Genomic DNA, 26,168 nt, shown 5'->3' with positions numbered 1-26,168 from the left:
GGGAGGGCTTCGCCCTCCAGCGGGAGCAAGCTCCCTCGCCACAAGAGCGGCTCACCGGCACATCGGCTTTACAGCTTGGCCTTCACCGCCGCCAACGCATCCTTGCCATCCAGGGTCTTCACGCCGTCCAGCCATTTATCCAGCACCGCCGGGTTGGCCTTGATCCACGCCTTGGCCGCATCGGCGTTGCTGACTTTGTTGTTCACCACCTCGGCCATGATGCTGTTTTCCATTTCCTGGGTGAAGCTCAGGTTGGTCAACAGCTTGCCAACGTTCGGGCAGGCCTGTGCATAACCCTTGCGCGTCAGGGTATAGACGCTGCCGGTGTCGCCGAAGTATTTCTCACCGCCCTTGAGGTAATGCATTTTCAGCTGCACGTTCATGGGGTGCGGCGTCCAACCGAGGAAGGTCACGAACTTCTGCTTCTTCACGGCTCGGGAGACTTCCGCCAGCATCGCCTGTTCGCTGGACTCCACCAGCTTCCAGTCGCCCATACCGAAGTCATTGGTCTTGATGATGTCTTTCAGGGAAAGGTTCGCCGGGGCGCCGGAGCCGATGCCGTAGATCTTCTTGTCGAACTTGTCGGCAAACTTGTTCAGGTCGGCAAAGTTATGCACACCCGCATCCCAGACATAGTCCGGAACCGCCAGGGTGAATTCGGTGCCGTCGAGGTTCTTGGCCAGTTGCGTGACATCGCCAGTGGCCACGAACTTGTCATAGAACCCCTGCTGCGCCGGCATCCAGTTACCCAGGAACACATCCACCTGGCCGTCCTTGAGGCCGCCGAAGGTAATCGGCACCGCAAGTGTGTCGACCTTGGCCTTGTAGCCCATGCCATCCAACAGGAAACCAGTGATGGCATTGGTCGCGGCGATGTCACTCCAGCCCGGGTCGGCCATCTTCACGGTCTCGCAGCTCTGCTCGGCCCACGCCGAAACACTGCTCAACGCCAACAGCCCAGCGGTCAGTACTGTGGATAACTTTTGCATGTGCTTCCCCTTACATTATTGGTTTTGGCAGGGTTGTGGATAACGGGCCTTGCGCTCCAGATCGTCGAGGTCGATGTGGTTACGCATGTACTGCTGGCTGGCGTCCACCAGCGGCTGGTGGTCCCAGCTCTTGAGTTTGCCCAAGGCCAGGGCCTGGGCGACAAAACGGCGGCGTCGCTGACTGGCGAGCACCTGTTGATGAATGGCTGGAATGTCCCATTTGGCCCGTGCCTCGGCGAGAAATTCGGCGAACAGCGACTGGTGGTCAACGGATTGGCTGAGGTTTTCCTGCTCCTTGGGATCGTTGCGCACATCGAACAACAGGCACGGGTCATCTTCGCTGTAGATGAATTTCCAAGGACCACGGCGGATCATCATCAAAGGGCTGATGGTGCCTTCGGCCATGTACTCTCCGAAGACTTCGTCATGCCCGCCCTGCCCCTGCAGATGCGGGACCAACGAACGGCCATCCAGCGACAGCCCGGGCTCCAGCGTACCGCCCGCGAGTTCGACCAGGGTCGGCAACAGGTCGGCGGTGGACACCGCCGCGCCGACCCGGGCGCTGGCGAACTGGCCCGGCGCGCTGATCAGCAGCGGCACACGCGCGGCCATTTCGAACCAGTGCATTTTGTACCAGAGGCCTTTTTCACCGAGCATGTCCCCGTGATCGCCAGAGAACACGATGATGGTGTCGTCCATCAAGCCGGTGTCTTCCAGGGTCTGCAGCAGTTTGCCGACGTTACTGTCGATGTAGCTGCATGCGCCGAAGTACGCACGGCGGGCATCGCGAATCTTATCCACAGGCAGCGGCTTGTCCCACAGGTCATACACTTTCAGCAGGCGCTGGGAATGCGGGTCGAGGTCAGTTTGCGCCGGGGTTTGTGGCAAAGGGATGTCGTTGTCGTCATACAAATCCCAAAAGGCCTTGGGAATTGTGTACGGATCATGTGGGTGAGTCATGGAGACCGTCAGGCAGAACGGCTGGTCGCCGTCCTCGCGGATGTGGTCGAACAGGTACTGCTGGGCCTTAAAGACCACTTCTTCGTCAAAATCCAGTTGGTTGGTGCGCACGCACGGCCCGGCCTGCAACACCGAAGACATGTTGTGGTACCAGCTCGGCCGTACATCGGGTTCGTCCCAATTCACCGACCAGCCGTAATCGGCCGGGTAGATGTCACTGGTCAGGCGTTCTTCGTAGCCGTGCAACTGGTCCGGCCCGCAAAAGTGCATCTTGCCGGACAGGGCCGTACGGTAGCCAAGGCGACGCAGGTAATGGGCATAAGTGGGGACGTCTGCCGGGAAATCCGCGGCGTTGTCGTAGGCGCCGATCTTGCTGGGCAATTGGCCGCTCACCAGGGTAAAGCGTGACGGCGCACAGAGCGGGCTGTTGCAATAAGCGGCGTCGAACACCACGCCCTGCTCGGCGAGGCGCGACAGATTGGGCAGCTTGATCGGCGAAGGACCGTAGATCGGCAACATTGGCGCGGCCATTTGATCGGCCATGATGAAAAGAATGTTCTTGCGCTTCATGTATTCGCGGCATTCCATAGTGGATAGTTATGCGACATTGCTGCGATTGAGCATGTAGCGTGCATCTTTTGGGGTAAAGCCCATGCAAGGTAATGACTAGGATAAGCACAGCTTATGTATGAAGCGTTGGGTGACCTGTCCCTTGACCTGTTCCGTGCCTTTGAAGCAGCGGCACGCCATCGCAGCTTTACGGCGGCGGCGATTGAGCTGGGCACCACGCAACCGGCCATCAGCCAGCAGATCAAACGCCTGGAAGAACAACTGGGTACACGGTTGTTCGATCGCATCTACCGCGGCATCGAAATGACCGAGGCCGGCACGATTCTGTTCGAGCAAGCGCAGGCCGGGTTGCAGAGCATCGACGCCGGCTTGCATGCGATCACCGCCCAGCATCAGCATGAGGTGCTGCAGGTCGCCACGGACTTCGCCTTCGCCGCCTACTGGCTGATGCCGCGCCTGCATCGGTTTCACGCCGCCAACCCGCAGGTGGACGTGAGCCTGGTGACCAGTGAGCGCAACCACAACATGCTGCGCACGGATATCGACGTTGCCGTACTGTTCGGCGACGGACGCTTCAAGCAAGGCGAAAGTCATTGGCTTTTCAGCGAAGAAGTCTTTCCGGTGTGCAGCCCGTTGCTGCTCAAGGAGCGTCCCCTGCCCTTGCCCGCCCAGGCCTTGTCGGAATTTCCACTGCTGCATCTGCGTGGCGAAAACAGCAGCAACTGGTTCGACTGGAGTGGTGTGTTCCGGGAACTGGGCATCACTTCGCCGCCAGCGCCGGGACAGCTGCGGTTCGACAACTACACCTTGCTGATCCAGGCGGCGATTGGCGGCCAGGGCGTGGCGATCGGCTGGCGTCACCTTGTGGATAACTTGCTGGCGCAGGGCCTGCTGTGTCGGCCCATTGCTGAAACGGTGTTGTCGCGGTTGGGGTATTACGTGGTCTTGCCCCAGCGTAAGCGGCGCGGGGTGTTGATCCGGCAGTTTGTGGATTGGTTGCGGGAAGAACAGGCCAACAGTGCTGAATCGCTCTCGGGGTTGCCGTTGCCTTCGATTGCGGTTTGAGTGGGTGGCGGGAACCGGCTTTTTTGGGGCTGCTTCGCAGCCCAGCGGGAGCAAGCTCCCTCGCCACGGGGGGTGACACAGCCTTTATGTGGCGGCGACGAAGCTGACGTGTTCGCCGATGTGCAGGTTCAGGCGCAGTTCGTCGGCGATGCCCACCGCCACCCGGTTAAGGCGCTCCAGGGATTCGGCCATGCCCGGCTCCAGGCTGGTACTGACCTGGCTGAAATGCTCGATGCCCAAGCCTGGCGCGGCATAGGGGGCATTGATCAGGGTCCATTGCAAGGTGCTGTGCTTCAAGGCATCGAGGACTTCCTCGGCCGCATGGCGTTGCAGATCATCATCCAACGATTCCTCATCGAGCACTGCGAAGTCACCCACCACAAACAGCCGGTGGATGCTCACTGCCTCCATGCCGGCGATCAATGCATCCACCGCCAGCACTTGCTCCACGGGACCCGGAATGAGCGTGCGTTCGACCTGTTCGCTGTTCATCGGCAACCCCGGCGCGTTGAGCAGGCACACCACGGCGCTGGCGCCGGCCACGCTTTGCTTGACCCGCTCCGGATCATAGAGGTCTCCGGTCTTGGTCCGCAGGCCCGGGCGTGGCGCCAGGGCCGTGAGATCATCGAGAATGGCAATGACTTCATGCTGGCGCCGCAGCATTTCAGCCATCAACGCACTGCCAAGGCTGCTCATGGCACCATAGAGCACCACTTTGACGGCCGGGGTTTCGGCATTTTTCATGGCTGTTATTCCTTTTTATCCGCGTGTAAGGCCTCTGACCCGCGGAAAACGGCGAGGGTTCGGCCTCTTTATCAAGGAGCGACAGATGCAGCGGATCAAGGGCTACCACGCCCACGTGTATTTCGACGCCAGTACCCTCGATCAGGCGCGGGCGCTGTGTGAAGAAGCGGCGCAACTGTTCCCGTTGAAAATGGGCCGCGTCCACCAACGCCCGGTCGGCCCGCACCCGGATTGGAGCTGCCAGCTGGCATTCGATCCGCAGTACATCGGTGTGGTCCTGCCGTGGTTGGCGCTCAATCGCAAAGGCCTGGTGATTTTCCTGCACCCGGATACCGGCGATGACCTGACGGACCACACCGAGCATGCGATCTGGATGGGGGCGATGCGGCCGCTAAATCTTTCGGCGTTTAAAGTCAGTCCCTGACTGACCTCTGTGGCGAGGGAGCTTGCTCCCGCTGGGCAGCGAAGCGGCCCCAAGATTTTGCGGTCGCTGCGCAACCGAGCGGGAGCAAGCTCCCTCGCCACAAAGGCAGGCCCAACCGTCAGTCATTGCCAGCCGCGAAAGGTTACTGAAAGCTTGCGCAATTAGGATCGCCCCACCTACCGGCAAAAGACCGGTGGCCAGAAGCGAGTTCTTTAACGCTCGTTTGGCCCTTTTAACAACAACAATGGTGATTCTGATGTCCGCTGCTATTCGCCCCGTTGCACCCTCTCCATCCGTCCGCTCCGTGCTTTGCATCCTGCGCTGACCTGTCCGGTTCGCCTTTGCCCGCCGCGCCACGCCTGGAGTACCTCCTATGCTGACTTTCCTTGGCTTCGCCATGGTCATCACGTTCATGTTCCTGATCATGACCAAGCGCCTGTCCGCGCTGATCGCCCTGATCATCATCCCGATCCTGTTCGCCCTGTTCGGTGGCTTTGCGCCGAAGATCGGTCCGATGATGCTCGAAGGCATCACCAAGCTCGCCCCGACCGGGGTGATGCTGATGTTCGCCATTCTCTACTTTGCCCTGATGATCGACTCCGGCCTGTTCGACCCGGCCGTGCGCAAGATCCTCAAGCTGGTCAAGGGCGACCCGTTGAAAGTTTCGGTCGGTACCGCCGTTCTGGCGCTCGTCGTTTCCCTTGATGGTGACGGCGCGACCACTTACATGATCTGCGTGGCCGCGATGCTGCCGCTCTACAGCCGCATCGGCATGAGCCCACGCATCATGGCTGGCCTGATCATTCTCGCCGGTGGCGTGATGAACATGACCCCCTGGGGCGGCCCGACGGCCCGGGCGGCCAGTGCGCTGCACGTCGATCCATCCGACATCTTCGTTCCAATGATTCCGGCGATGCTGGCCGGTGTGGTGGCGATCCTGGCGATTTCCTACATGTACGGTAAACGCGAGCGCGCTCGCCTGGGTGAATTGCACCTGGCCGGTGATGAAATGGACCACAGCGAAATCAGCGTTTCCCAGTTCCCGGACGCCCGTCGTCCGAAATTGATCTGGTTCAACGGCGCGCTGACCCTGGGCCTGATGTGCACCCTGATCGCCGGTCTGTTGCCACTGCCGGTGCTGTTCATGGTGGCCTTCAGTATCGCGATGATCGTCAACTACCCTTGCCTGCAACAGCAGAAAGACCGCGTTGCGGCGCACGCCGGCAGCGTGTTGGCGGTGGTCGGGCTGATTTTCGCGGCAGGTATCTTTACCGGCATCCTGTCCGGTACTGGCATGGTCGACGCCATGTCCAAGAGCCTGCTGGCGGTGATCCCGGATTTCCTCGGCCCGTACCTGGCGGTGATTACCGCGCTGGTGAGCATGCCGTTCACGTTCTTCATGTCGAACGATGCATTTTATTACGGCGTGTTACCGGTTCTCGCTGAAGCGGCCAGCCACTACGGCATCACCGCCGTTGAAATGGCCCGTGCCTCCATCGTCGGTCAGCCCGTCCACCTGTTAAGCCCGCTGGTTCCGTCCACTTATCTGTTGGTGGCCCTGGCCGGGATCGAGTTTGGCGATCACCAGCGCTTCACCTTGAAGTGGGCAGTACTGGTTTGCCTGTGCATAATGTTCGCCGCGCTGCTGATGGGGATTTTTCCGCTGTTCAGCACTCTATAAAAGCAACACCCGCCGCGCTGCGCCTGCCAGATACGCGAAGGCGCGGCGCGGCCTAACACTCGCTCAAAGGAACTCACATGGAATGGCTGACCAACCCCGAAATCTGGGTTGCCTTCTTTACCCTGACTGCCCTGGAAATCGTTCTGGGCATCGATAACATCATCATGATCTCGATCCTGGTCAGCCGCATGCCTAAGCACATGCAGGCGCGCACCCGGATTTTCGGCCTGGCGCTGGCCATGATCACGCGGATCCTGTTGCTGCTGTCCATCACCTGGGTCATGCGCCTGACCGACAACTTGTTCGAAGTGTTCGGCCAGGGCATCTCCGGTCGTGACCTGATCCTGTTCTTTGGCGGCTTGTTCCTGTTGTGGAAAAGCTCCCAGGAGATGTACCACGCCCTGGAAGGCGAGGATGAAACCCAAGAAGGGCCTTCGGGCAAGGGCGGCAACTTCATCTACACCATCATCCAGATCGCGATCATCGACATCGTGTTCTCCCTGGACTCGGTCATTACCGCTGTCGGCATGGTTTCCCATGTACCGGTGATGGTGGCCGCAATCATCGTGGCCGTGCTGGTGATGATGCTGGCCGCGGGTACCATCAGTGAGTTCATCGACAAGCACCCGTCGCTGAAGATGCTGGCGCTGTCGTTCCTGTTGGTGGTCGGTACCGTGCTGATCGCCGAATCGTTCGATGTGCACGTACCAAAAGGCTACGTCTACTTCGCCATGGCGTTCTCCCTGGCGGTGGAAGCGTTCAACATCAAGATGCGGACTGCCATGGCCCGCAAGCGCAAGCAGCAGGATCCGGTGAAACTGCGTAAGGATATTCCGGGCCAGTAATGGCGTGGGGCATTTGAATGAAGGGGCTTTCAAAGCCCCTTTTTTCATGCCGGCAGAAACCTGTGGGAGCGAGCTTGCTCGCGATGGCGGCCTGACAGTCAACGAAGAGGTTGATTGTTATGGCCTCATCGCGAGCAAGCTCGCTCCCACAGGGGCTGTGGCGCATTTTTATGACAGTTTTGTTTCAATCGATTCTTTAGCTGTGCAATGCTGGCGCTCGAACCATTAGCCAACTACAGCTTAAGTACAAACCTAAAAATGATGTGGCACTGTCAATTTGTCCCTTTGGGACGCTAACAGGGGGCTCCTCATGCTGACCCTGCTCAATTTGCTCTCCGCCGTGGCCTTGCTGATCTGGGGCACGCACATCGTCCGTACCGGCATTCTGCGGGTCTATGGCTCGAACCTGCGCCATGTCATCAGCCAGAACATGTCCCGACGCTGGTTGGCGTTCGTCGCCGGCATCATGGTCACCGCCATGGTCCAGAGCAGCAATGCCACGGCCATGCTCGTCACCTCGTTCGTCGGCCAGGGCCTGATGGCGCTGACCCCTGCCCTGGCAACCATGCTCGGCGCCGATGTCGGTACCGCGCTGATGGCGCGGGTGCTGACCCTGGACCTGTCGTGGTTGTCGCCGTTGCTGATTTTCCTCGGGGTGATTTTTTTCCTGTCGCGCAAACAGACCCGCGTCGGGCAACTGGGCCGGGTCGGCATTGGCCTGGGCCTGATCATCCTGGCCCTGCAATTGATCGTCGAAGCCGCCGCGCCCATCACCCAGGCCCAGGGCGTGAAGGTGATTTTCGCCTCGCTGACCGGCGACATCCTGCTCGATGCGCTGGTGGGTGCGCTGTTCGCAATGATCTCCTATTCCAGCCTGGCGGCCGTGCTGCTGACCGCGACACTGGCTGGCGCGGCGGTGATCAGCCTGCCGGTAGCCATCGGCCTGGTGATCGGCGCCAACATCGGCAGCGGCATATTGGCCTTTCTCAGCACCAGCATGCAGAACGCCGCCGGGCGCCAGGTGGCATTGGGCAGCCTGCTGTACAAGCTGATCGGCCTGTTGCTGATCATTCCGGTCCTCGATCCGCTGGTGGGCTGGCTGGACAGCCTGGACTTCAGTCCCCAGGAAACGGTCATCGGTTTCCACCTGCTCTACAACACCGTGCGCTGCCTGGTGCTGCTGCCCAGCGTCGCGCCGATGGCCCGGCTCTGTGCCTGGCTGCTGCCGGAGCGCCCGGACACCAACGGCACGGCCAAGCCCCGGCACCTGGACCTCGCCGCCCTCCCCACGCCGAGCCTGGCGCTGGCGAATGCCGCCCGGGAAACCCTGCGCATCGGCGACCTGATCGAAAACATGCTCGAAGCCATGCTGGACGTGCTGCGCGGCCAGCAGACAGCGGTCACCCAGGAAGTACGGCGCATGAGTGACGACGTCGAGGCATTGTGCAGCGCCATCAAGTTGTACATGGCGCAAATGCCCCGCGAGGACCTCAGCGAACAGGACAGCCGCCGATGGGCGGAGATTATCGAGCTGGCGATCAACCTGAAGCTGGCCAGCGATCTGATCGAGCGCATGTTGCGCAAGGTCCAGCAACAGAAAACCTCACAACGCCGTTCTTTTTCCGATGTGGGCCTGGAGGAACTGGCCGGGCTGCACAGCCATTTGATCGCCAACCTGCGGCTGGGCCTGTCAGTGTTTCTCAGTGCCGACCGGGAAAGCGCCCGTCAGTTGCTGCGTGAGAAACGGCGCTTCCGTGCGCAGGAACGGCGAATGGCCCATGCCCACGTCAGCCGACTGCAGCGCAAAATCGTGCAAAGCCTCGAGACCAGCTCCATGCATCTGGAGCTGATCGCCGACATGAGGCGCCTCAATTCGCTGTTTTGCGGCAGCGCCTACGTAGTACTGGAAACCTCCGAGATCGGCGCGCTGGCGGCGGATGAAATTTCCGACATCACCCATTCGCCTTGAACGACTGGCCCATTGGTCAGTCAGTAACAATGGCTTGGGTTTAATGCCATTCGCGAGCCGGCTCGCTCCCACCGCGTCATAAACCTATGGATTCGATGTGGGACTACGCTGGCTTGCGATAACGGCTGCCCGGCACATGGACCTTCACTAGCCGCCAGGAAGCCCGTTATGCGTTGTCTGTTGCTCGCCTTTCTTTTGCTCGGCTCGCTGCCCGCAGTGGCCCTGGATCGGTTTCAGGTCGAAGGCTATACATTGCCCAACGGTTTGCAGCTATTGCTCAAGCCCGGCAGTGAGCGCGGGCACGTGGCAATCCGGCTGGTGGTCGGCGTGGGCCTGGACGATTTCAGCTGCGCCGACAAGGAACTGCCGCATTTACTTGAGCATTTGCTGTTCAGTGGCGTCGATGAGGGCGGCGAAGGCGGCCTGGAAGAGCGCATGCAGGCGTTGGGCGGCGAGTGGAATGCCTTCACGAGCAACGCCGACACCACGTTCGTGATCGAGGCGCCGGCACGCAATCAACGCAAGATCCTCGACCTGCTGCTGGCGCTCTTGACCCGCACCCGCATCGATGACAAAGCCTTGGAGGCCGCCAAACGGGTGGTCGAACGCGAAGACGGCGGCCATTACACCCATCTGCAACGCTGGCTCGACCAGCAGGACCTGAGCCACAAGGCCAGCAATCAACTGGCGGTGGAATTGGGCCTGCGTTGCGCGGAACGGGCCGAGGTCGAACGCCTCACCCTCGCCAAGATCGAGCAGGCGCGCAAGGCCTGGTATGCGCCGAACAACATGACGCTGATCGTGGTCGGCGATCTCGACCGGTTGCTGCCGGCCTATCTGGAGCGCTCCTTTGGCGAACTCGAGCCGGTGGAGCCGAGCGTGCACGAAGCGCTGCCACAGATCCGCTACAGCGCGGTCACCAAGCGTAATCTCATCCGTGGCCTGGTCGGCAATGGCGCCAAGCTTCACTGGCTATTTCCGGAGCCGGTGCTGGAACAACAACACGACGAAACCTTCGACTTGCTCAAGGATTACCTGGACTGGGCGCTCTATCGCCAGCTGCGCCTGGCCCGCAGCCTGTCCTATGGGCCGTGGGTGGAGCGGGAAGTGTTCGGCGGCGTCGGCTTCTTCAGCATGAACGCGGACCTGGCCCGCGAAGACCTGCCGCAAGCCGAACAAGCCCTTGAGGAGCTGCGCAGTACGTTGCTCAAGGACGGCTTGGACCCCGACAGTTTCATGCGCATCAAACGAGCGGCCATCGCGCACCAGACCTGGGCGGTTCAAGGTAACAGTGCCTTGGCCGATTACTACTGGGGCGCCTTGGGCGATTATGAAGACGGCCGCTTCGCCAACCCGGCCGTGCGCTTGCAGGGCGTGAGCCTGGAGGAGGCCAACCTGGCCCTGCGCGAGCTGCTCAAGGACCCGGGTTACCTGCGCATCGAGAAACCGCTGCTCAGCGATGACGAACTCGTTTGGGGGCTGGGCGGTGTGTTGGGGTTGTTGTTGCTGGGGTTGGTGGTGTGGCAAGTGCGTCGCCGGGCCTGATCGAATGTTGGTGATGCTTTTGTGGCGAGCGAGCTTGCTCGCGCTGGCCGCGCAGCGGCCCCAACAAGCTCGAGCGCATCACAAATAGCGAGTGCTGCGCACTCGAGCGGGAGCAAGCTCCCTCGCCACATAAGATGATCGCGACACGAGCCCCGATCCTCGCCATGTCACCTCCCTGGCGATATTCTGTCAGAGATATTTCCTACGACTTACTGTGAAACCACCTCATGCAGAACCTGACGGTCTACATCCAGCGCCTCCTTGAACTGATGAAGCGCTATCCAGGGGTCATTGCGCTCGGTGGTTTCATCTCCGGGCTCGGCAGCTTCATGCTGGTGGACCGCCAGCAAGGCCTGGCGACCTGGATCGCGGTCATGATGCTGGTGAGCTGGCTCTGGCTGATGGTCGAGAACAGCATGACCCGGCTGTTCGCGCGCATCTTCAAACGGGAAATACCCCAGCCGCTACTGCGTTACGCCACGCAGATGATTCACCAGGAAAGCCTGTTTTTCGTCCTGCCGTTCTTCTTCATTACCACCACCTGGAACAGCAGCCAGGTGATTTTCACCGGCCTGCTCGCGACGGCGGCGCTGATCTCGATCATTGATCCGCTGTACTACAAATGGCTGGCGCCCCGGCGCTGGGCATTCCTGGCATTGCACACACTGACGCTGTTCGCCGCCCTGCTCACGGCGTTGCCGGTCATCCTGCACTTGACCACCGACCAGAGCTTCAAGCTGGCACTGGGCACGGCCATGCTGCTGTCGTTTCCGAGCCTGGCCTCGATCTTTCCGATCCGCACCGTGCGCAACGCCCTGGCCATTTTGTGTATCACCGTCGGGATTGGCGCCGCCGGCTGGGTGCTGCGCTCCTGGGTACCGCCGGCCACGCTATGGATGACCGAGGTGGCGATCAGCACCCAACTGCAAGACCGCACGCCGGGCGCCAGCCTCAAGGAAGTCAGCGCCGCCCAGATCCGCAGCAGCGGCCTGTATGCCTACACCGCCATCAACGCGCCAAGGGGGCTCGATGAGCGGATCTACCATGTCTGGCAGTTCAACGGCAAAGAGGTAGACCGCATCGCCCTGGACATTCATGGCGGGCGCAAGGAAGGCTACCGCGCCTGGACCCACAAGCAGAACTTCCCGGATGACCCGACAGGCAAATGGCAGGTGCGGGTGCTCACGGAGAATGGCCAGGTGATCGGTGTGCTGCGTTTCACCGTGAACGCCGCGCTACCCGAAGCAAAATGATGGCGATCATGCTATTAGGTAGCGCTGTTCAAGCCGAACGAGCATGGAGCTTATGACCCCAGATCCCCGCACTGGCAGCGCCCGACTGGATACGGCTCGCTCTCCGGCGCAACTATGGGTCAGCGGCGACTGGACGCTGGTCCATTACACGCAACTCAAGCGTTTGAGCGACTCGCTGCGCGGCCAGTACGATGAAAACACCCTGATCGACCTCAATGGCCTGGGTGCCCTCGACACCGCTGGCGCCTCATTGTTGGTGGAACTGCTGGGTTCCGAGCGGCTGGACAAGACCACCGAACACCCTGATTGCAGCTTGCCCGCGGCCGAGCGAGCGCTGCTACAGACGGTCTACCGTTCACTGACGGACTTCTGCGTACCGGTCAAAGAGCCGCCCGTGAGCGTCGTGACTCAGTTGCTGACCCGCATCGGACGGGCCGTGGAGAAGGTCTGGCAGGACACCCTGCAATTACTCGGCTTTATTGGCTTGATCCTGGAAACCCTGGGCCGCGGCCTGTTTCACCCCCGACGCTGGCGCATGACGCCGATGGTCGTTCACATCGAGCAAACCGGCCTGGACGCGGCACCCATCGTCGCCTTGCTGACGTTCCTGGTGGGCGCGGTGGTGGCCTTCCTCGGCGCGACGGTGCTGGCGGATTTCGGCGCCAGCATCTTTACCGTGGACTTGGTAGCGTTCTCGTTTCTACGGGAATTCGGCGTGTTGCTGACGGCGATCCTCATCGCGGGCCGCACCGCCAGTGCGTTCACTGCGCAGATCGGCTCGATGAAGGCCAACGAAGAAATCGACGCGATCCGCACCCTGGGTCTCGATCCGGTCGAGTTGCTGGTGGTGCCGCGGGTGTTGGCGCTGTTGGTGGTACTGCCCATGCTGACCTTCGTCGCCATGCTCTCAGGCATCATTGGCGGCGGCGTCGTGTGCGCCCTGTCGCTGGGTATTTCCCCGGCGATGTTCCTGACGCTGTTGCAGTCGGACATCGGCGTGCAGCATTTCGTGGTGGGGATGGTCAAGGCGCCGATCTTTGCCTTCCTGATCGCTGCCGTGGGCTGCCTGGAAGGCTTCAAGGTCAGCGGCAGCGCCGAGTCCGTTGGGGCTCATACTACGTCCAGCGTCGTGCAATCGATTTTCGTGGTGATTGTGCTGGATGCCGTGGCCGCGCTGTTTTTCATGGAGATGGGCTGGTGAGTCGACCTTCCAGGGCACCCGCCGAGGCGGTGATTCAGGTGCGTGGCCTGTGCAACCGCTTTGGCCCCCAGAGCGTGCACGAAAACCTTGACCTGGACGTGTACAAAGGCGAGATCCTCGCCGTCGTCGGCGGCTCTGGTAGCGGCAAATCGGTGCTGTTGCGCAGCATCGTCGGCTTGCGTCAGCCCAGCGAAGGCTCAGTGCGGGTGTTCGGCCAGGACTTGCCAAGCCTGCCCCAGGCACAACGCTCACAGGTGGAGCGGCGCTTTGGCGTGCTGTTTCAGAAAGGCGCGCTGTTTTCGTCCCTGACCGTGACAGAAAATGTCGCCCTGCCCCTGATCGAACACGCCGGGCTCAGCCGAGCCGATGCCGAGCACCTGGCGGCGGTGAAGCTGGCGCTGGCCGGGCTGCCGCTCTCGGCGGCGGACAAATACCCGGCCTCGCTGTCCGGCGGCATGGTCAAGCGTGCCGCCCTGGCGCGGGCGCTGGCCCTGGACCCGGACATCCTGTTTCTCGACGAACCCACCGCCGGCCTCGATCCCATCGGCGCGGCGGCGTTCGATCAGTTGATCCTGACGTTGCGCGATGCCCTGGGCCTGAGCGTATTCCTCGTCACCCATGATCTGGACACGCTTTACACCATCACCGACCGGGTGGCGGTGCTGGCCCAGAAAAAAGTGCTGGTGGCCGACGTCATCGACAAGGTATCGGAAACCGACGATGCCTGGATTCACGAATACTTCCATGGCCCTCGCGGTCGCGCGGCGTTATCTGCCGCTACACAACTGAATGAGGTCTGACATGGAAACCCGAGCCCATCATGTATTGATCGGCCTGTTCACCGTGATCGTGGTGGTCGGCGCCCTGCTATTTGGCTTGTGGCTGGCCAAGTCCAGCGTGGACAGCGAATTCAAGTATTACGAAGTGGTGTTCAACGAGGCGGTCAGCGGCTTGTCCAGGGGCAGTTCGGTGGAGTACAGCGGCATCAAGGTCGGGGACGTGGTGAATCTGCGCCTGGACCCGAATGATCCGCGCCGGGTGCTGGCGCGGGTGCGCTTGAGCGGTGAAACACCGATCAAGCAAGACACCCAGGCCAAATTGGCACTGACCGGCATCACCGGCACCTCGATTATCCAGCTCAGCGGCGGTACACCCCAGAGCCCGCCACTTGCGGGGCACGACGGTGAGCCGCCGGTGATTGTCGCCGCGCCCTCGCCTATCGCTCGCCTGCTGAACAACAGCGATGACGTGATGACCAGCATCAACCAGCTGCTGCATAACGCCAATGAAGTGTTCTCCGCGGACAACGTCCAGCGCCTGGGCAAAACCCTCGAGCATCTGGAGCAAACCACTGGGGTCATCGCCGAGCAGCGCGGTGACATTCGCCAGGCCATGCAACAACTGGCGTCCATCGGCAAACAGGCCAGTGCCACGCTGGAGCAGACCACGGCGTTGATGCGCAATGCCAATGGCTTGCTCAACGACCAGGGCAAACAGGCATTCGGCAGCGCCGGCCAGGCCATGCAGTCTCTGGCGCACACCACGGCGACCCTGGACAAACTGCTGAACGACAACCGCGACTCGCTGAATAACGGCATGCAGGGCCTCAATGCCCTGGCGCCCGCCGTGCGTGAGCTGCGCGAGACCCTGAGCGCACTGCGGGGCATCTCCCGGCGCCTGGATGCCAACCCCAGCGGCTATTTGCTGGGCAATGACAAGAACAAGGAGTTCACGCCATGAAGTCGTTGAAACCGTTCATCCGCCCTATTCTCTTGCTGGCCGGATTGCTTCTGGTTGGCGGTTGCTCGATCTTGCCCAAGGCTGAACCTTCGGATGTGTATCGCTTGCCGGTCACCCCGACCCCGGCATCTGCGGGTACGCCGTTGAACTGGTCGCTGCGCCTGGCCAACCCGCAGGCCAGCGAAGTGCTCAACAGCCCGAACATCGCGGTCATTCCCCACGGCAACCTGCTCAGCAGCTACGCCGGCTCGCGCTGGAGCGATCCGGCACCGGTGTTGTTGCGTAACCGTTTGCTCGATGGCTTCGCCCAGGATGGACGGGTCGGGTTGTTGAGTGTCGCCGACAGCAACTTGCAGGCTGATCTGGAGCTGGGCGGCCAATTGCAGGCTTTCCAGACCGAATACCAAGGTACCGCGGCCAGCGTGGTGATCCGCCTGGATGCGCTGCTGGTACGCGGTTTCGACCAACGCATCCTGGCCAGTCGCCGCTTTGAAGTACGCCAGCCGCTGACCGACGTGAAAGTGCCGGCGGTGGTGGACGGTTTTGGCCGGGCCAGTGATCGGCTGACGGCCGATGTGGTGAACTGGACGGTGGAACAGGGCCAGCGTCTCGCAACGCCCTCGCTTCACTAAAACGCGTGAGCGCTCAGCCAAAGAACCAGTAGCAAACCCCGATCGCCGCCACGACCCCGCTAAATTCGGCCAGCAGCGCGCAACCCACCGCATGCCGCGCTCGCTGGATGCCCACGGCACCGAAGTACACCGCCAGCACGTAGAAGGTGGTTTCGGTGCTGCCCTGGATGGTCGCTGCCACCAGCGCCGGGAAGCTGTCCACGCCGGAGGTCTTCATGGTCTCGATCAGCATCGCCCGCGCTGCGCTGCCGGAGAACGGCTTGACCATGGCGGTCGGCAGAGCATCGACGAAACGCGTGTCCCAGCCGGCCCATTGCACCAGGTGCCGAATGCCGTCGAGGCCGAAATCCAGCGCCCCCGAGGCGCGCAGCACGCCAACAGCGCAGAGCATCGCCACCAGGTACGGCAGCAACGTCTTGGCGACGTCGAAACCCTCTTTGGCGCCCTCGATGAAGGCTTCATACACCTTGACCTTGCGCAGGGCCCCCACCACCAGAAACATCATGATCAAGCCGAACAGGGTCAGGTTGCCCAGGATCGACGACAGCCCCGCCAGCGCCGTGGCCGAGAGCGTTGCCAGCAGCGCCATGAAGCCGCCCAGCACCAACGCCCCCGGAATCAGATAGGCCAGCACCACGGGGTCCCACAGCCGCAGGCGTTGCATGAACGCTACCGACAGCAGCCCCATCAAGGTCGAGGCGCTGGTGGCGAGCAGGATCGGCAGGAACACCAGTGTGGGGTCCGGCGCACCCTGTTGGGCGCGGTACATGAAGATCGTCACTGGCAGCAGCGTCAGCGATGAAGCGTTGAGCACCAGGAACAGGATCTGCGCATTGCTGGCGATAGTCGGGCTGGGGTTGAGGTCCTGCAAGGCGCGCATGGCTTTCAGCCCGATAGGGGTGGCCGCGTTGTCCAGCCCCAGGCCGTTGGCGGCAAAGTTGAGGGTGATCAGGCCGATGGCCGGATGGCCGGCCGGTACTTCTGGCATCAAGCGTAAGAACAGCGGGCCGAGGGCCTTGGCCAGCCAGTCGACGATGCCGGCTTTTTCGGCGATCCGCAGGAATCCCAGCCAAAGGGTCAAGGTCCCAAACAACAGGATCATCACCTCTACCGACAGCTTGGCCATGGCGAAGATGCTTTCCACCATGGCGGCGAAGATGCCGGCGTTGCCACCGATCAACCACTGCGCCAGCGCCGACACGGCTGCCACGATAAAGAAGCCAAGCCACAGGCCATTGAGCATCGGTTAAATCCCCCGGAAGATGCGGCGAATGATAGCGGGGCTGGCAGAAACGACAAACCCCGGATTTCTCCGGGGTTTGCTAGTCACTGCGCAGCCCCCCCTGTGGGAGCGAGCTTGCTCGCGATGGCGTCGGCTCAGTCAGTATTGATGTTGGCTGACACATCGCAATCGCGAGCAAGCTCGCTCCCACAGGGGATAGGCGCATCAATGGCTGGAAACTTCCCCCACCGGCAGCGGCTCTTTGCTGCGCCAGTGCGGCAGGGAGTTCCAGTAGCGCTGGCCCTTGGCATCGTCGTACATGCCTTCCCAACGGGAGATGACCAGCACGGCCAAGGCATTGCCGATGACGTTCAGCGCGGTGCGGGCCATGTCCATGATGCGGTCGACACCGGCGATGAAGGCCAGGCCTTCCAGCGGAATACCCACGCTGCCCAGGGTGGCCAGCAACACCACGAAGGACACGCCCGGCACGCCGGCGATGCCTTTGGAGGTCACCATCAAGGTCAGCACCAGAAGCAATTGCTGGCTGATGGACAGGTCGATGCCATACAGCTGGGCGATGAAGATCGCCGCGATGCTCTGGTACAGGGTCGAACCGTCGAGGTTGAACGAATACCCGGTGGGCACCACGAAGCTGCAGATGGCCTTCGGTGCGCCATAGGCTTCCATCTTCTCGATCACCCGCGGCAGCACGGTTTCGGAACTGGCGGTGGAGTAGGCCAGCACCAGCTCATCTTTGAAGATGCGCATCAGCTTGAGCACCGAGAAGCCGAACAGGCGCGCGATCAGGCCCAGCACCACGAAGGCGAAGAAGGCGATGGCAACGTAAACCAGGATCACCAGCTTCGCCAGCGGCAGCAGGGACGCGAAACCGAAGTTGGCGACCGTCACCGCAATCAGTGCGAACACGCCAATCGGGGCGTACATCATGATCATGTGGGTAACTTTGAACATGCTCTCCGACACGCCCTGGAACATTTTCACCAGCGGTTCGCGCAGGTCCGATTGCAGGCTGGACAGACCCAGGCCGAACAGCACGGAGAAGAAAATGATCGGCAGCATCTCGCCACGGGCAACCGCTGCGAAGATGTTCGACGGGATCAGGTTGAGAATGGTCTGGACGAAGGCATGCTCGTGTTGGACTTCTGCCGCCGTGGCCTGGTACTTGGAAATATCCACAGTCCCCAGGGTGCTCATGTCGATGCCGCTGCCTGGCTGGAAGAAGTTGGCCAGCAACAGGCCGACGACGATGGCAATGGTGGTGACGATTTCGAAGTAAAGAATGGTCTTCAGACCGATACGCCCGAGTTTCTTGGCGTCACCGACCCCGGCGATGCCGACGATCAGCGAGGAAATCACGATCGGGATCACGATCATCTTGATCAGACGGATAAAGATATCGCCTGCCGGTTGCAGCACATTGCTGATCCACCAGGCCTTCTCGGCACTGAAATGGTTGAGCAGCGCGCCCAATGCAATCCCGAGCACCAGACCGATGAGGATCTGCCAAGCGAGGCTTAGTCTTGCCTTCTTCATATCATTACCCTTACTTCAGTTGGACTCGGGCAGAGGCACGTACCGAAACGCCGACGACGCTCCGAGTTCGTACCTTTGCCCCCATATAAGGTCACCTTGAGCACGCGCTTGCGGCTTACTGCCAGGCGAAAAAAGGCGCAACTATTGCGATGCAAGGGAGGATCGTCTAATGCCGTAACCGCCTACCCTATGCCGAATCGGCATGAGATTTTGCAAACGGAACGCACGTCCCAGGCCGTTCGAATAGGACATTTCAGCTGGCATAAGTGCCGTGAAACGGCCGTTTCAGCGTAGCCGGGCTTTCAGTCATAAACGCGGAGAACCGAGAAAAGGGTGGCGATCCGAAACGCACCTGCGCAGGTGACTCGCGTGGGTATTGTCCGATATACGGTCAGCCAAGGGGGAATAAGTTAAGTGCAGGAGTCAATATGTCGCAGTGTGGGCCTGCTTGTGGCTTCCTTCAACAGGCCGCTCTGGCGCGAGCCTTTCGAAGCACAAGCCCTACGCAAGTTCGCCAAGTCATCACGACTTCGCGAACCTGCGTCGCAGCTTTTACCTGACCCGGCCCTTTCGCAGGCACCCCTTGTGCCCGTAGGTCACTCCGACCCTAACAGTCAAAGCGTCCCGGCCCCCTGGTCATGCAGCGGCCCTCCTCGGGCCGTGCAGAAGAGAAAAGCAGGGCTGCTTTTCTCGTTTTCAAAACTCAATACCAGTTGGGATCTTTCTTGAGTTGTTCCATTAACAGTTTCTGCATACCGTCATCGGGTTTACCGAGGAAACGGTAGTCGGCGTGACGGGTCGGCGACTTGTCGGCTGGCAATCCGGCAGGGACTTCCACCAACATGGCGTAGGCCTCGTCCTTATCAAAACTGAACGCCACGATCAGGCGTTTGCTGCGGCACGTCGCCTGGGTTTCGCACAACGGGCCGACCAGATACTTGTCGCCATCTTCCTCGACAGCATTCATCTGTTCCGAATCGCCCGACAGGTTCATCACCCACTCCGGCAGGCGTTCTTCCTTTTTGACGATCTGCTGCCAGGTTTGACGATACTGCGGGTCTGCTTCAAGCAACTGATTGACCCGCATCTGTCCATCATTGGCAGCCATTGCCGTGGCACTGCCGCCCAACAACAGGGCGGCGGCCAGTCCTTTAATTGAAGCCTTCATGGTCAGCCTCGGCCGCGACGGCCAAAGAAGAAGGAAGCGATGAACATCACCAGGAACACGACAAAGAGAATCTTGGCGATGCCCGTGGCGGTGCCTGCGATACCACCGAAGCCCAGTACGGCGGCGATGATGGCAATGATCAGGAAAGTAATTGCCCAGCTCAACATGGTGATTCTCCTTACGCTTTTCTATTTAGTTAGGGTCTGGCGGCGATGGTTCCAGTGCGGTAGACGACCGGTCCATCAAGTTAAAACACCCAGCGCTCCTGACGGGGCATGTCGGTGACAGGCTGTACCTGATCGACATCCATCATTCGCATGGAAGCGGAAATGTCCGCGACGCTGCTGACGGAGCTGAAATGGGTTTGAGGAGCACGCTGAATCGACACCAGTGGCGCCTCGGGCTGTTGGCTCTGATGCCAGAGAAGCAATTGCTGGCCTGCCACAAGCGTGACCAGCAGCGCTACGGCAGCCCACAAAACCTGCTGGACGTGCAGGGAAGTGATTCGAAATTGGGCGGCACTTTGACGATTCATCCTGGAATTCCTCCCCACCCGAGTGGTGATCTGGTTGAAGCGCCTTAGCGCCACGTTACTCAGATCATTGCAGTCGGCATGCCAGTTTTTTGGCAAATAAAACATCAATAAAAACAATAACTTATAACTGATGCGTAAAACGCGGAGGGCGCATCCTGCACGATGGCGCGGGAAGGAGTCGTGCGTATTGCACGAACGAAGGAAAAGGGGGATTGGATTCTTTTTGAATTGCCCATCAGAAACAGCTGTCGGAACCAGCAAGCCGAACCGCCCGGAGCGCATTAACGATAAAAAAATGGACTCAAATCAATCTTTTAGGCGTCAGACGTCCACAGGGTCGTTCGCGGTGAGTAATATCCCCTCAGAAATGACCATGCAACTTGCCCGATTTTTCTGACACTAACCAACATCATTCATTAAGGAGCGTAGGAAAATGGAATCCGCCACCGAGCATCAAGGCCGCATTCTGCTGGTAGACGATGAGTCCGCCATCCTGCGTACGTTTCGTTACTGCCTGGAAGACGAAGGCTATACCGTCGCCACCGCCAACAGCGCCGCCCAGGCCGACACCCTGCTTCAGCGTCAGGTGTTCGACTTGTGTTTTCTCGACCTGCGCCTGGGTGAGGACAACGGTCTCGATGTCCTGGCGCAAATGCGTGTCCAGGCGCCGTGGATGCGGGTGGTGATCGTTACCGCCCACTCGGCGGTCGACACCGCTGTCGATGCGATCCAGGCCGGCGCCGCCGATTATCTGGTCAAGCCTTGCAGCCCGGATCAACTGCGCCTGGCGACCGCCAAGCAACTTGAAGTGCGCCAGTTATCGGCCAGGCTCGAAGCCCTCGAAGGGGAAGTGCGCAAACCCAAGGACGGCCTCGACTCCCACAGCCCGGCGATGAAAGTCGTGCTTGAAACCGCTCGCCAGGTCGCCAGCACCGATGCCAACATCCTGATTCTCGGCGAATCCGGCACGGGTAAGGGCGAGTTGGCCCGGGCGATCCACGGCTGGAGCAAGCGTGCGAAGAAGTCCTGCGTCACCATCAATTGCCCGTCGCTGACCACTGAACTGATGGAAAGCGAATTGTTCGGTCACAGCCGCGGCGCGTTCACCGGCGCCAGTGAGAGCACATTGGGTCGCGTCAACCAGGCTGACGGCGGCACGCTGTTTCTCGACGAGATCGGCGACTTTCCCCTGCCGTTGCAACCCAAATTGCTGCGATTCATTCAGGACAAGGAATACGAACGGGTCGGGGATCCGGTGACACGCCGCGCCGATGTGCGGATTCTCGCCGCCACCAACCTCAACCTGGAAGACATGGTGCGCGATGGGCGTTTTCGCGAAGACCTGCTGTATCGCCTGAACGTCATCACCCTGCACCTGCCGCCGTTGCGCGAGCGCACCGAAGACATCCTGACCCTGGCCGATCGCTTCCTGGCGCGCTTCGTCAAGGAGTACGCGCGCCCGGCCCGGGGTTTCAGCGACGAGGCTCGAGAAGCGCTGCTAGGTTATCGCTGGCCGGGCAATATCCGCGAACTGCGTAACGTGGTCGAGCGGGCCAGCATTATCTGTCCTCAGGAAAAAGTCGAAATCAGTCACTTGGGCATGGCCGAGCAACCGGTCAACAATGCGCCGCGAATCGGTGCCGCGCTGAGCCTCGACGAATTGGAAAAGGCCCACATCGGGGCGGTGCTGGCCACCGCCGACACCCTCGACCAGGCGGCCAAGACCCTGGGTATCGATGCGTCCACGCTCTATCGCAAACGCAAGCAGTACAACCTGTGAGCAATCCCTTATGAAACTGGCGATGAAGCTGCGCACGCGGCTGTTTCTCAGCATCTCGGCCCTGATTACCGTGGCATTGCTAGGGCTGGTGCTTGGCTTGGTCAGCGTGATGCAAATGGCCAACACCCAGGAACAAGCGGTACGCGACAACTTCATCCTGCTGGACCTGGGGCTCAAGCTGCGCCAGACGCTGGGCGATCAGTTGATGGTAATACTCAACGATGATCCTGACCTGGCTGCGCTGGAGGTCTCCAAGCGGCATTATGTCGAGTTGCTGGAGGAGGGCATCGCTCATGAACGTGGCCAGGAGCATCCGACGAACACCTTCAGCAAGGCGAAAGACGACTACACCGCCTTTATCGAGGCCTTCACAGCGACTCGCCAACAACCGGCCCAGCGGGAAAACCTGCAGGAACTGACCACAAAATTCAACGCGCTGCGCAATGGCCTGGTCGAGGGGTATCGCGTCGCCTTGAACAATATCAGTGAAACCCAGGACCGTGCCCGTGACCGCGCACTGTTGATTTCCGGGCTGCTAGGGTTGGTGGGACTGGCGGTGTTGATCATTGGTTTCGTCACGGCCCACGGCATCGCCCGGCGTTACGGGGCGCCGATCGAGGCGCTGGCCGCTGCGGCGGATGACATCGGCCAGGGCAATTTCGAAGTGACGTTGCCGGTTTCCTCCGCCTCCGAGTTGAATCTTCTGACACGTCGTTTCGGCATCATGGCCCAGGCCTTGCGCGAGCATCAGGCCACCAATGTCGATGAACTGCTCGCCGGCCAGCAACGCTTGCAAGCCGTGCTCGACAGTATCGACGACGGCTTGCTGATGATCGACCGCCAAGGCCGCCTGGAGCATCTCAACCCAGTAGCCCAGCGACAATTGGGCTGGAATGAGGAACGCCTGGGCCGGGGACTGGGCGAGGCGCTGGGACGCCTGGAGCTGGATGAAGAGTTACAACTGGTACTGCGCGGCGGAACCCAGGACCGGGCGCCGGACGACCTGAGCATCGAGGTGGACGGCGAGTCGCGGGTACTGACCTACAGTCTCACACCCGTCAGTCACACCCAGGGCCATATCCTCGGCGCGGTGATGGTGCTGCACGATGTCACCGAACAGCGTGCTTTCGAACGGGTCCGCAGTGAATTCGTGTTGCGTGCGTCCCACGAACTGCGCACCCCCGTCACTGGCATGCACATGGCGTTCGGCCTGTTGCAGGAGCGCGTGCATTTCCCTGAAGAGTCCCGCGAAGCTGACCTGCTCAACACCGTCAATGAAGAAATGCAGCGGCTGATGCAGCTGATCAATGACCTGCTGAACTTCTCTCGTTATCAGAACGGCTTGCAAAAGCTGACCTTGGCACCTTGCTCCATCGACGATTTACTCGAAGCGGCCCGGTTGCGGTTCGCCGCGCAAGCCGAGGCCAAGGGGGTCGAATTGCTCGTGGCGATCCAGGGCCCGCTGCCCCGCCTGCATGCCGACGCTGCGCAGCTGGACCGGGTGCTGGACAACTTGATCGACAATGCCCTGCGTCACACCGGCGATGACGGCCAGATCCGGCTACAGGCCCGGCGCCACGGCGAACGGGTGATCATCAGCGTCGAAGACAACGGTGAAGGCATTGCCTACGGCCAGCAGGGAAGAATCTTCGAACCCTTCGTCCAGGTCGGACGCAAGAAGGGTGGCGCAGGCCTGGGCCTGGCGTTGTGCAAGGAGATCGTCCAGCTCCATGGCGGACGCATGGGGGTTTATTCAAGGCCGGGGCAGGGCACGCAGTTCTACATGGCATTGGCGGTCTGAGGGGCTCAGGCTTCATCGTCCAGGCGTCGTCCGCGCAGGCGCCGACCCCGTGTAATCAATTCGATGAGCTGCACCGCACTGAGCGCATGCGCAAACAACCAACCCTGACCAAACTTCACCCCCTCGCTGCTCAGGTAGGAGGCTTGGGCTTCATACTCGACCCCTTCGGCGATCACCTTGAGCTGCAGCGCGTGGGCCATGCGAATGATATGAGGGGCCACACCGCTGCTGGCGGCATCGTGACCCAAGGCATCGATGAAAGCCTTGTCGATTTTCAGGCAGTCCACCGGCAGGGTTTGCAGGTAGGCCAGGCTGCAATAGCCGGTGCCGAAATCGTCGATCAACACCTGATGCCCGACGTCGCGTAGCGCCTGCAGGTTATCCCGGGCAACCAGCACATCGATCAAACCGCGCTCAGTCACTTCAAAGGCAATCTGGTGCGCCGAGACCCGGTGCAGCGCCAACAGGCGAGCAATCACTTCGCCGATACGCGGCACCATCACATCACACGCCGCCAGGTTCACCGAGATGTACAGCTGTGGATTAGCCCGCAGCAACTGGCCCAACTGGTCGAATAGCCGCTGCAGCACGAAGTCGGTGATCTGGCGGATCTGCCCGGTGTTTTCTGCCATCGGAATAAACAAGTCCGGGCTAGTCAGGGTGCCGTCCGGTCGTCGCCAGCGCAGCAAGGCTTCAGCCCCGACACAGTTGCGGCTGTTCAAGTCGAAAATCGGCTGGTACAGCACCTGCAACTCGCCACGCCGGATCGCTCCGTGTAATTCGGCATCCATGGATTGACGCTGGCGCGCCAGCAGAAACACATGAAACCCGATCCCCAGGCCCAGCAACAGGCTGATGGGCAGCAACCACCAGGCGGTGGGCGGAACTTGAAAACCGTGGCGCTGAGCGATAAGCACCAGCTGATATTCCGGGTTGTCGGTCGGCATCCGATAGATCAGCCGGTTCTGCGTCACTTGCAAGGCATGCTGGCTTTTCGGCGGCCAGGGCTCCGTTGGCGGCCAGTATTGATTGGTCCCCAGTACAGGAATGGCCCGCTCACCATGATCCAGGACGACCAGCAGGCTGCTGCCCGGCGGCAGGTCGACCACATCCGTCAAATGCCCGCGGGACGTGGCCACCCGAAAGTTGCCACGTCCCAGCATCAATGCCGCGCGATCCTCGTCGGGCTCGGTGGTGGTGTTGAGCCAGTAACTGTAGGTCGGGCCCCGGATGTCGGGCGGGCGAGTCACTGACAAGCCGCTCTGGTGTGGGCGATTGGAACAGACGCCGCTGCCATCGATGTACACCGCTTCGTAGACGAAGCGGTAGTTGAAGCTGACCTGGCGCAAGGTCGCGATCATGTCATCGTCACACCCACGCAACGGCTGGTTTTGCAGATCGTCGAGACTTTCGCGCAGCTGTCCGAAGAGTTGCTCCAAGCGTTGCAGGAAACGCTCGCCCTGGGCATTCATCTGCTCGCTTTCACGCTGCTGGATCTGCTGCACCACTACCGCCAGGCTCCCGGCCAGCAACAGCACCGTGCTCAAGGCAGCCGCCATCATCGCCAGGAATAGGGGGCGATGGAGCCAGCTCTGTAGGGTTTCGCGGGCAGCCGTCATCATGGGTAATCCGAAAGTTACCAATGAGTTATAGCTTCTGATTTGGATTTGGCCCGATTCGTCGGACGGGCGTCATTATTTTGTCTGGTTGAGCACCTGCAAAATCGCCGCGCTTTGCGCATCCGGCGTACCGTCGAACCGGGTCGGCCGGTAGTGCAGCTGAAAGGCAGCCAGCACATGGTGGGTGGCCACATCCCATTCGCCCGTCTGGGGCGTCGGGTAGCCGAAGCGGGCCAGTTCGGCCTGGAACCAACTGGCGCTCGGCAACTGCGCGGCGAATACGGCTTGCTGGCGCGCCACGGCCTGTTCGTCTGGCCAGATTCCCAAGCCGGCCTCTGCCAGGCGTTTCCAGGGAAACAGCGGCCCCGGATCGAGCTTGCGCAAGGGAGCGATGTCGCTGTGGCCGATGATGTTGCGCGGGTTGATCGCGTTACGCTGGGCGATGTCCTTGAGCAACACGATCAACGTCTGGACCTGAGCTTCGCTGTAGGGGTACCAGAGCCGCCCGGTCGGCGTATCGACGAAGCCTGGATTGACGATTTCAATCCCGATGGAGCTGGAGTTGAGCCAGGTCCGGCCTTGCCATTCGCTTTCCCCGGCGTGCCAGGCGCGGCGGTTTTCATCCATAAGTTTATAAATGGTCGCGCGCTTATCGTCGCCAATCAGGTAATGAGCACTGACTTCGCCGTGGGTCAGCAACGCCAGGGATCGTTCGAGGGAGGCCGAGGTGTAATGCACCACCACGAATTGGATGCGGCTGTCGTGGTTGACTGAAGGGTGGCTGGTATCGAGCCGTGGACCGCTGGCGCAACCGGCCAGAATCAATAAAGCGACAATGAGCGACAAAAATTTCATGGCGGAATGCATT

Annotated in this window: 23 protein-coding genes; 13 read left to right on the top strand and 10 right to left on the bottom strand. The window is 60.8% G+C overall.

What is annotated here, in order from left to right:
* Positions 1-68: 68 nt before the first annotated feature.
* Positions 69-989 (bottom strand): choline ABC transporter substrate-binding protein, encoded by a 921-nt coding sequence (choX, locus tag QNH97_RS29240; RefSeq protein WP_283555015.1) that lies wholly within the window; start codon positions 987-989, stop codon positions 69-71.
* 15 nt (positions 990-1,004) lie between these two features.
* A complete protein-coding gene (gene betC / locus QNH97_RS29235; RefSeq protein WP_283555014.1) occupies positions 1,005-2,519 on the bottom strand; it encodes a choline-sulfatase in 1,515 nt (504 codons plus the stop codon).
* Between the two features lie 114 nt (positions 2,520-2,633).
* On the opposite strand from betC, the gene QNH97_RS29230 reads away from it, so the two are divergent.
* Positions 2,634-3,584, top strand: coding sequence for a choline sulfate utilization transcriptional regulator (locus QNH97_RS29230; RefSeq protein ID WP_283555013.1), 951 nt, complete (start codon positions 2,634-2,636; stop codon positions 3,582-3,584).
* A gap of 84 nt (positions 3,585-3,668) precedes the next feature.
* Here the strand turns inward: QNH97_RS29230 and QNH97_RS29225 are convergent, their stop codons facing one another.
* The gene (locus tag QNH97_RS29225; protein ID WP_283555012.1) at positions 3,669-4,328 is read right to left on the bottom strand and encodes an NAD(P)-dependent oxidoreductase; all 660 of its coding nucleotides are present in this window, start codon (positions 4,326-4,328) and stop codon (positions 3,669-3,671) included.
* A gap of 85 nt (positions 4,329-4,413) precedes the next feature.
* Here QNH97_RS29225 and QNH97_RS29220 point away from each other — a divergent pair, with 85 nt between their 5' ends.
* The 10 genes from QNH97_RS29220 (at position 4,414) to QNH97_RS29175 (ending at position 15,618) form a co-directional block, all read left to right on the top strand.
* Positions 4,414-4,752: a DOPA 4,5-dioxygenase family protein gene (locus QNH97_RS29220; protein WP_283555011.1), complete on the top strand. Its 339-nt coding sequence runs from the start codon at positions 4,414-4,416 to the stop codon at positions 4,750-4,752.
* A 373-nt stretch (positions 4,753-5,125) separates the two neighbouring features.
* A complete protein-coding gene (locus QNH97_RS29215; RefSeq protein WP_283555010.1) occupies positions 5,126-6,433 on the top strand; it encodes a CitMHS family transporter in 1,308 nt (435 codons plus the stop codon).
* A gap of 77 nt (positions 6,434-6,510) precedes the next feature.
* Positions 6,511-7,278 carry a TerC family protein gene (locus QNH97_RS29210; RefSeq protein WP_283555009.1) on the top strand — a complete coding sequence of 256 codons (768 nt, stop codon included), beginning with the start codon at positions 6,511-6,513 and terminating at the stop codon, positions 7,276-7,278.
* A gap of 310 nt (positions 7,279-7,588) precedes the next feature.
* On the top strand, positions 7,589-9,247 hold the full coding sequence (locus QNH97_RS29205; RefSeq protein WP_283555008.1) for a Na/Pi cotransporter family protein: 1,659 nt from the start codon (positions 7,589-7,591) through the stop codon (positions 9,245-9,247).
* Between the two features lie 168 nt (positions 9,248-9,415).
* Positions 9,416-10,792, top strand: coding sequence for a M16 family metallopeptidase (locus QNH97_RS29200; RefSeq protein WP_283555007.1), 1,377 nt, complete (start codon positions 9,416-9,418; stop codon positions 10,790-10,792).
* A gap of 227 nt (positions 10,793-11,019) precedes the next feature.
* Positions 11,020-12,045 (top strand): DUF5924 family protein, encoded by a 1,026-nt coding sequence (locus QNH97_RS29195; RefSeq protein ID WP_283555006.1) that lies wholly within the window; start codon positions 11,020-11,022, stop codon positions 12,043-12,045.
* A 52-nt stretch (positions 12,046-12,097) separates the two neighbouring features.
* The gene (locus QNH97_RS29190; protein ID WP_283555005.1) at positions 12,098-13,246 is read left to right on the top strand and encodes an MlaE family ABC transporter permease; all 1,149 of its coding nucleotides are present in this window, start codon (positions 12,098-12,100) and stop codon (positions 13,244-13,246) included.
* Positions 13,243-14,046 (top strand): ABC transporter ATP-binding protein, encoded by an 804-nt coding sequence (locus QNH97_RS29185; RefSeq protein WP_283555004.1) that lies wholly within the window; start codon positions 13,243-13,245, stop codon positions 14,044-14,046. Before QNH97_RS29190 ends, QNH97_RS29185 begins: the two co-directional genes overlap by 4 nt.
* 1 nt (position 14,047) lies before the next feature.
* Positions 14,048-14,986: an MlaD family protein gene (locus tag QNH97_RS29180; RefSeq protein ID WP_283555003.1), complete on the top strand. Its 939-nt coding sequence runs from the start codon at positions 14,048-14,050 to the stop codon at positions 14,984-14,986.
* Positions 14,983-15,618, top strand: coding sequence for an ABC-type transport auxiliary lipoprotein family protein (locus tag QNH97_RS29175; RefSeq protein ID WP_283555002.1), 636 nt, complete (start codon positions 14,983-14,985; stop codon positions 15,616-15,618). Before QNH97_RS29180 ends, QNH97_RS29175 begins: the two co-directional genes overlap by 4 nt.
* 13 nt (positions 15,619-15,631) lie before the next feature.
* On the opposite strand, the gene QNH97_RS29170 is transcribed toward QNH97_RS29175, so the two are convergent.
* The 5 genes from QNH97_RS29170 to QNH97_RS29150 form a co-directional block, all read right to left on the bottom strand.
* The gene (locus QNH97_RS29170) at positions 15,632-16,861 is read right to left on the bottom strand and encodes a spore maturation protein (protein ID WP_283555001.1); all 1,230 of its coding nucleotides are present in this window, start codon (positions 16,859-16,861) and stop codon (positions 15,632-15,634) included.
* A gap of 204 nt (positions 16,862-17,065) precedes the next feature.
* Positions 17,066-18,397, bottom strand: coding sequence for a glutamate/aspartate:proton symporter GltP (gene gltP / locus QNH97_RS29165; protein WP_283555000.1), 1,332 nt, complete (start codon positions 18,395-18,397; stop codon positions 17,066-17,068).
* Positions 18,398-19,100: 703 nt separating this feature from the next.
* Positions 19,101-19,565, bottom strand: coding sequence for an inhibitor of vertebrate lysozyme family protein (locus QNH97_RS29160; protein WP_283554999.1), 465 nt, complete (start codon positions 19,563-19,565; stop codon positions 19,101-19,103).
* Between the two features lie 2 nt (positions 19,566-19,567).
* Entirely contained in the window at positions 19,568-19,732 is a 165-nt protein-coding gene (locus QNH97_RS29155; RefSeq protein WP_003177151.1) for a DUF1328 domain-containing protein, read from the bottom strand.
* 80 nt (positions 19,733-19,812) lie between these two features.
* Positions 19,813-20,100, bottom strand: coding sequence for a hypothetical protein (locus tag QNH97_RS29150; RefSeq protein WP_283557574.1), 288 nt, complete (start codon positions 20,098-20,100; stop codon positions 19,813-19,815).
* A 433-nt stretch (positions 20,101-20,533) separates the two neighbouring features.
* On the opposite strand from QNH97_RS29150, the gene algB reads away from it, so the two are divergent.
* Positions 20,534-21,880: a sigma-54-dependent response regulator transcription factor AlgB gene (algB, locus tag QNH97_RS29145; RefSeq protein ID WP_283554998.1), complete on the top strand. Its 1,347-nt coding sequence runs from the start codon at positions 20,534-20,536 to the stop codon at positions 21,878-21,880.
* A 10-nt stretch (positions 21,881-21,890) separates the two neighbouring features.
* Positions 21,891-23,681 (top strand): ATP-binding protein, encoded by a 1,791-nt coding sequence (locus QNH97_RS29140; protein ID WP_283554997.1) that lies wholly within the window; start codon positions 21,891-21,893, stop codon positions 23,679-23,681.
* A gap of 5 nt (positions 23,682-23,686) precedes the next feature.
* On the opposite strand, the gene QNH97_RS29135 is transcribed toward QNH97_RS29140, so the two are convergent.
* Complete coding sequence (locus QNH97_RS29135) at positions 23,687-25,300, bottom strand: EAL domain-containing protein (protein WP_283557573.1); 1,614 nt, start codon at positions 25,298-25,300, stop codon at positions 23,687-23,689.
* A 75-nt stretch (positions 25,301-25,375) separates the two neighbouring features.
* On the bottom strand, positions 25,376-26,155 hold the full coding sequence (locus QNH97_RS29130; protein ID WP_283554996.1) for an N-acetylmuramoyl-L-alanine amidase: 780 nt from the start codon (positions 26,153-26,155) through the stop codon (positions 25,376-25,378).
* Positions 26,156-26,168 lie beyond the last annotated feature (13 nt).

The organism is Pseudomonas sp. G2-4 (assembly GCF_030064125.1).
Taxonomy (GTDB): domain Bacteria; phylum Pseudomonadota; class Gammaproteobacteria; order Pseudomonadales; family Pseudomonadaceae; genus Aquipseudomonas.
The sequence above is the reverse complement of the archived record's forward strand: the minus strand, read 5'-3'. Positions and strand labels throughout refer to the sequence as shown.

Bases quoted from the DNA above. Each gene is read 5' to 3' on its own strand.
- choX (WP_283555015.1), bottom strand. From the start codon at position 989: ATGCAAAAGTTATCCACAGTACTGACCGCTGGGCTGTTGGCGTTGAGC.
- betC (WP_283555014.1), bottom strand. From the start codon at position 2,519: ATGAAGCGCAAGAACATTCTTTTCATCATGGCCGATCAAATGGCCGCG.
- QNH97_RS29230 (WP_283555013.1), top strand. From the start codon at position 2,634: ATGTATGAAGCGTTGGGTGACCTGTCCCTTGACCTGTTCCGTGCCTTT.
- QNH97_RS29225 (WP_283555012.1), bottom strand. From the start codon at position 4,328: ATGAAAAATGCCGAAACCCCGGCCGTCAAAGTGGTGCTCTATGGTGCC.
- QNH97_RS29220 (WP_283555011.1), top strand. From the start codon at position 4,414: ATGCAGCGGATCAAGGGCTACCACGCCCACGTGTATTTCGACGCCAGT.
- QNH97_RS29215 (WP_283555010.1), top strand. From the start codon at position 5,126: ATGCTGACTTTCCTTGGCTTCGCCATGGTCATCACGTTCATGTTCCTG.
- QNH97_RS29210 (WP_283555009.1), top strand. From the start codon at position 6,511: ATGGAATGGCTGACCAACCCCGAAATCTGGGTTGCCTTCTTTACCCTG.
- QNH97_RS29205 (WP_283555008.1), top strand. From the start codon at position 7,589: ATGCTGACCCTGCTCAATTTGCTCTCCGCCGTGGCCTTGCTGATCTGG.
- QNH97_RS29200 (WP_283555007.1), top strand. From the start codon at position 9,416: ATGCGTTGTCTGTTGCTCGCCTTTCTTTTGCTCGGCTCGCTGCCCGCA.
- QNH97_RS29195 (WP_283555006.1), top strand. From the start codon at position 11,020: ATGCAGAACCTGACGGTCTACATCCAGCGCCTCCTTGAACTGATGAAG.
- QNH97_RS29190 (WP_283555005.1), top strand. From the start codon at position 12,098: ATGACCCCAGATCCCCGCACTGGCAGCGCCCGACTGGATACGGCTCGC.
- QNH97_RS29180 (WP_283555003.1), top strand. From the start codon at position 14,048: ATGGAAACCCGAGCCCATCATGTATTGATCGGCCTGTTCACCGTGATC.
- QNH97_RS29175 (WP_283555002.1), top strand. From the start codon at position 14,983: ATGAAGTCGTTGAAACCGTTCATCCGCCCTATTCTCTTGCTGGCCGGA.
- QNH97_RS29170 (WP_283555001.1), bottom strand. From the start codon at position 16,861: ATGCTCAATGGCCTGTGGCTTGGCTTCTTTATCGTGGCAGCCGTGTCG.
- gltP (WP_283555000.1), bottom strand. From the start codon at position 18,397: ATGAAGAAGGCAAGACTAAGCCTCGCTTGGCAGATCCTCATCGGTCTG.
- QNH97_RS29160 (WP_283554999.1), bottom strand. From the start codon at position 19,565: ATGAAGGCTTCAATTAAAGGACTGGCCGCCGCCCTGTTGTTGGGCGGC.
- QNH97_RS29155 (WP_003177151.1), bottom strand. From the start codon at position 19,732: ATGTTGAGCTGGGCAATTACTTTCCTGATCATTGCCATCATCGCCGCC.
- QNH97_RS29150 (WP_283557574.1), bottom strand. From the start codon at position 20,100: ATGAATCGTCAAAGTGCCGCCCAATTTCGAATCACTTCCCTGCACGTC.
- algB (WP_283554998.1), top strand. From the start codon at position 20,534: ATGGAATCCGCCACCGAGCATCAAGGCCGCATTCTGCTGGTAGACGAT.
- QNH97_RS29140 (WP_283554997.1), top strand. From the start codon at position 21,891: ATGAAACTGGCGATGAAGCTGCGCACGCGGCTGTTTCTCAGCATCTCG.
- QNH97_RS29135 (WP_283557573.1), bottom strand. From the start codon at position 25,300: ATGACGGCTGCCCGCGAAACCCTACAGAGCTGGCTCCATCGCCCCCTA.
- QNH97_RS29130 (WP_283554996.1), bottom strand. From the start codon at position 26,155: ATGAAATTTTTGTCGCTCATTGTCGCTTTATTGATTCTGGCCGGTTGC.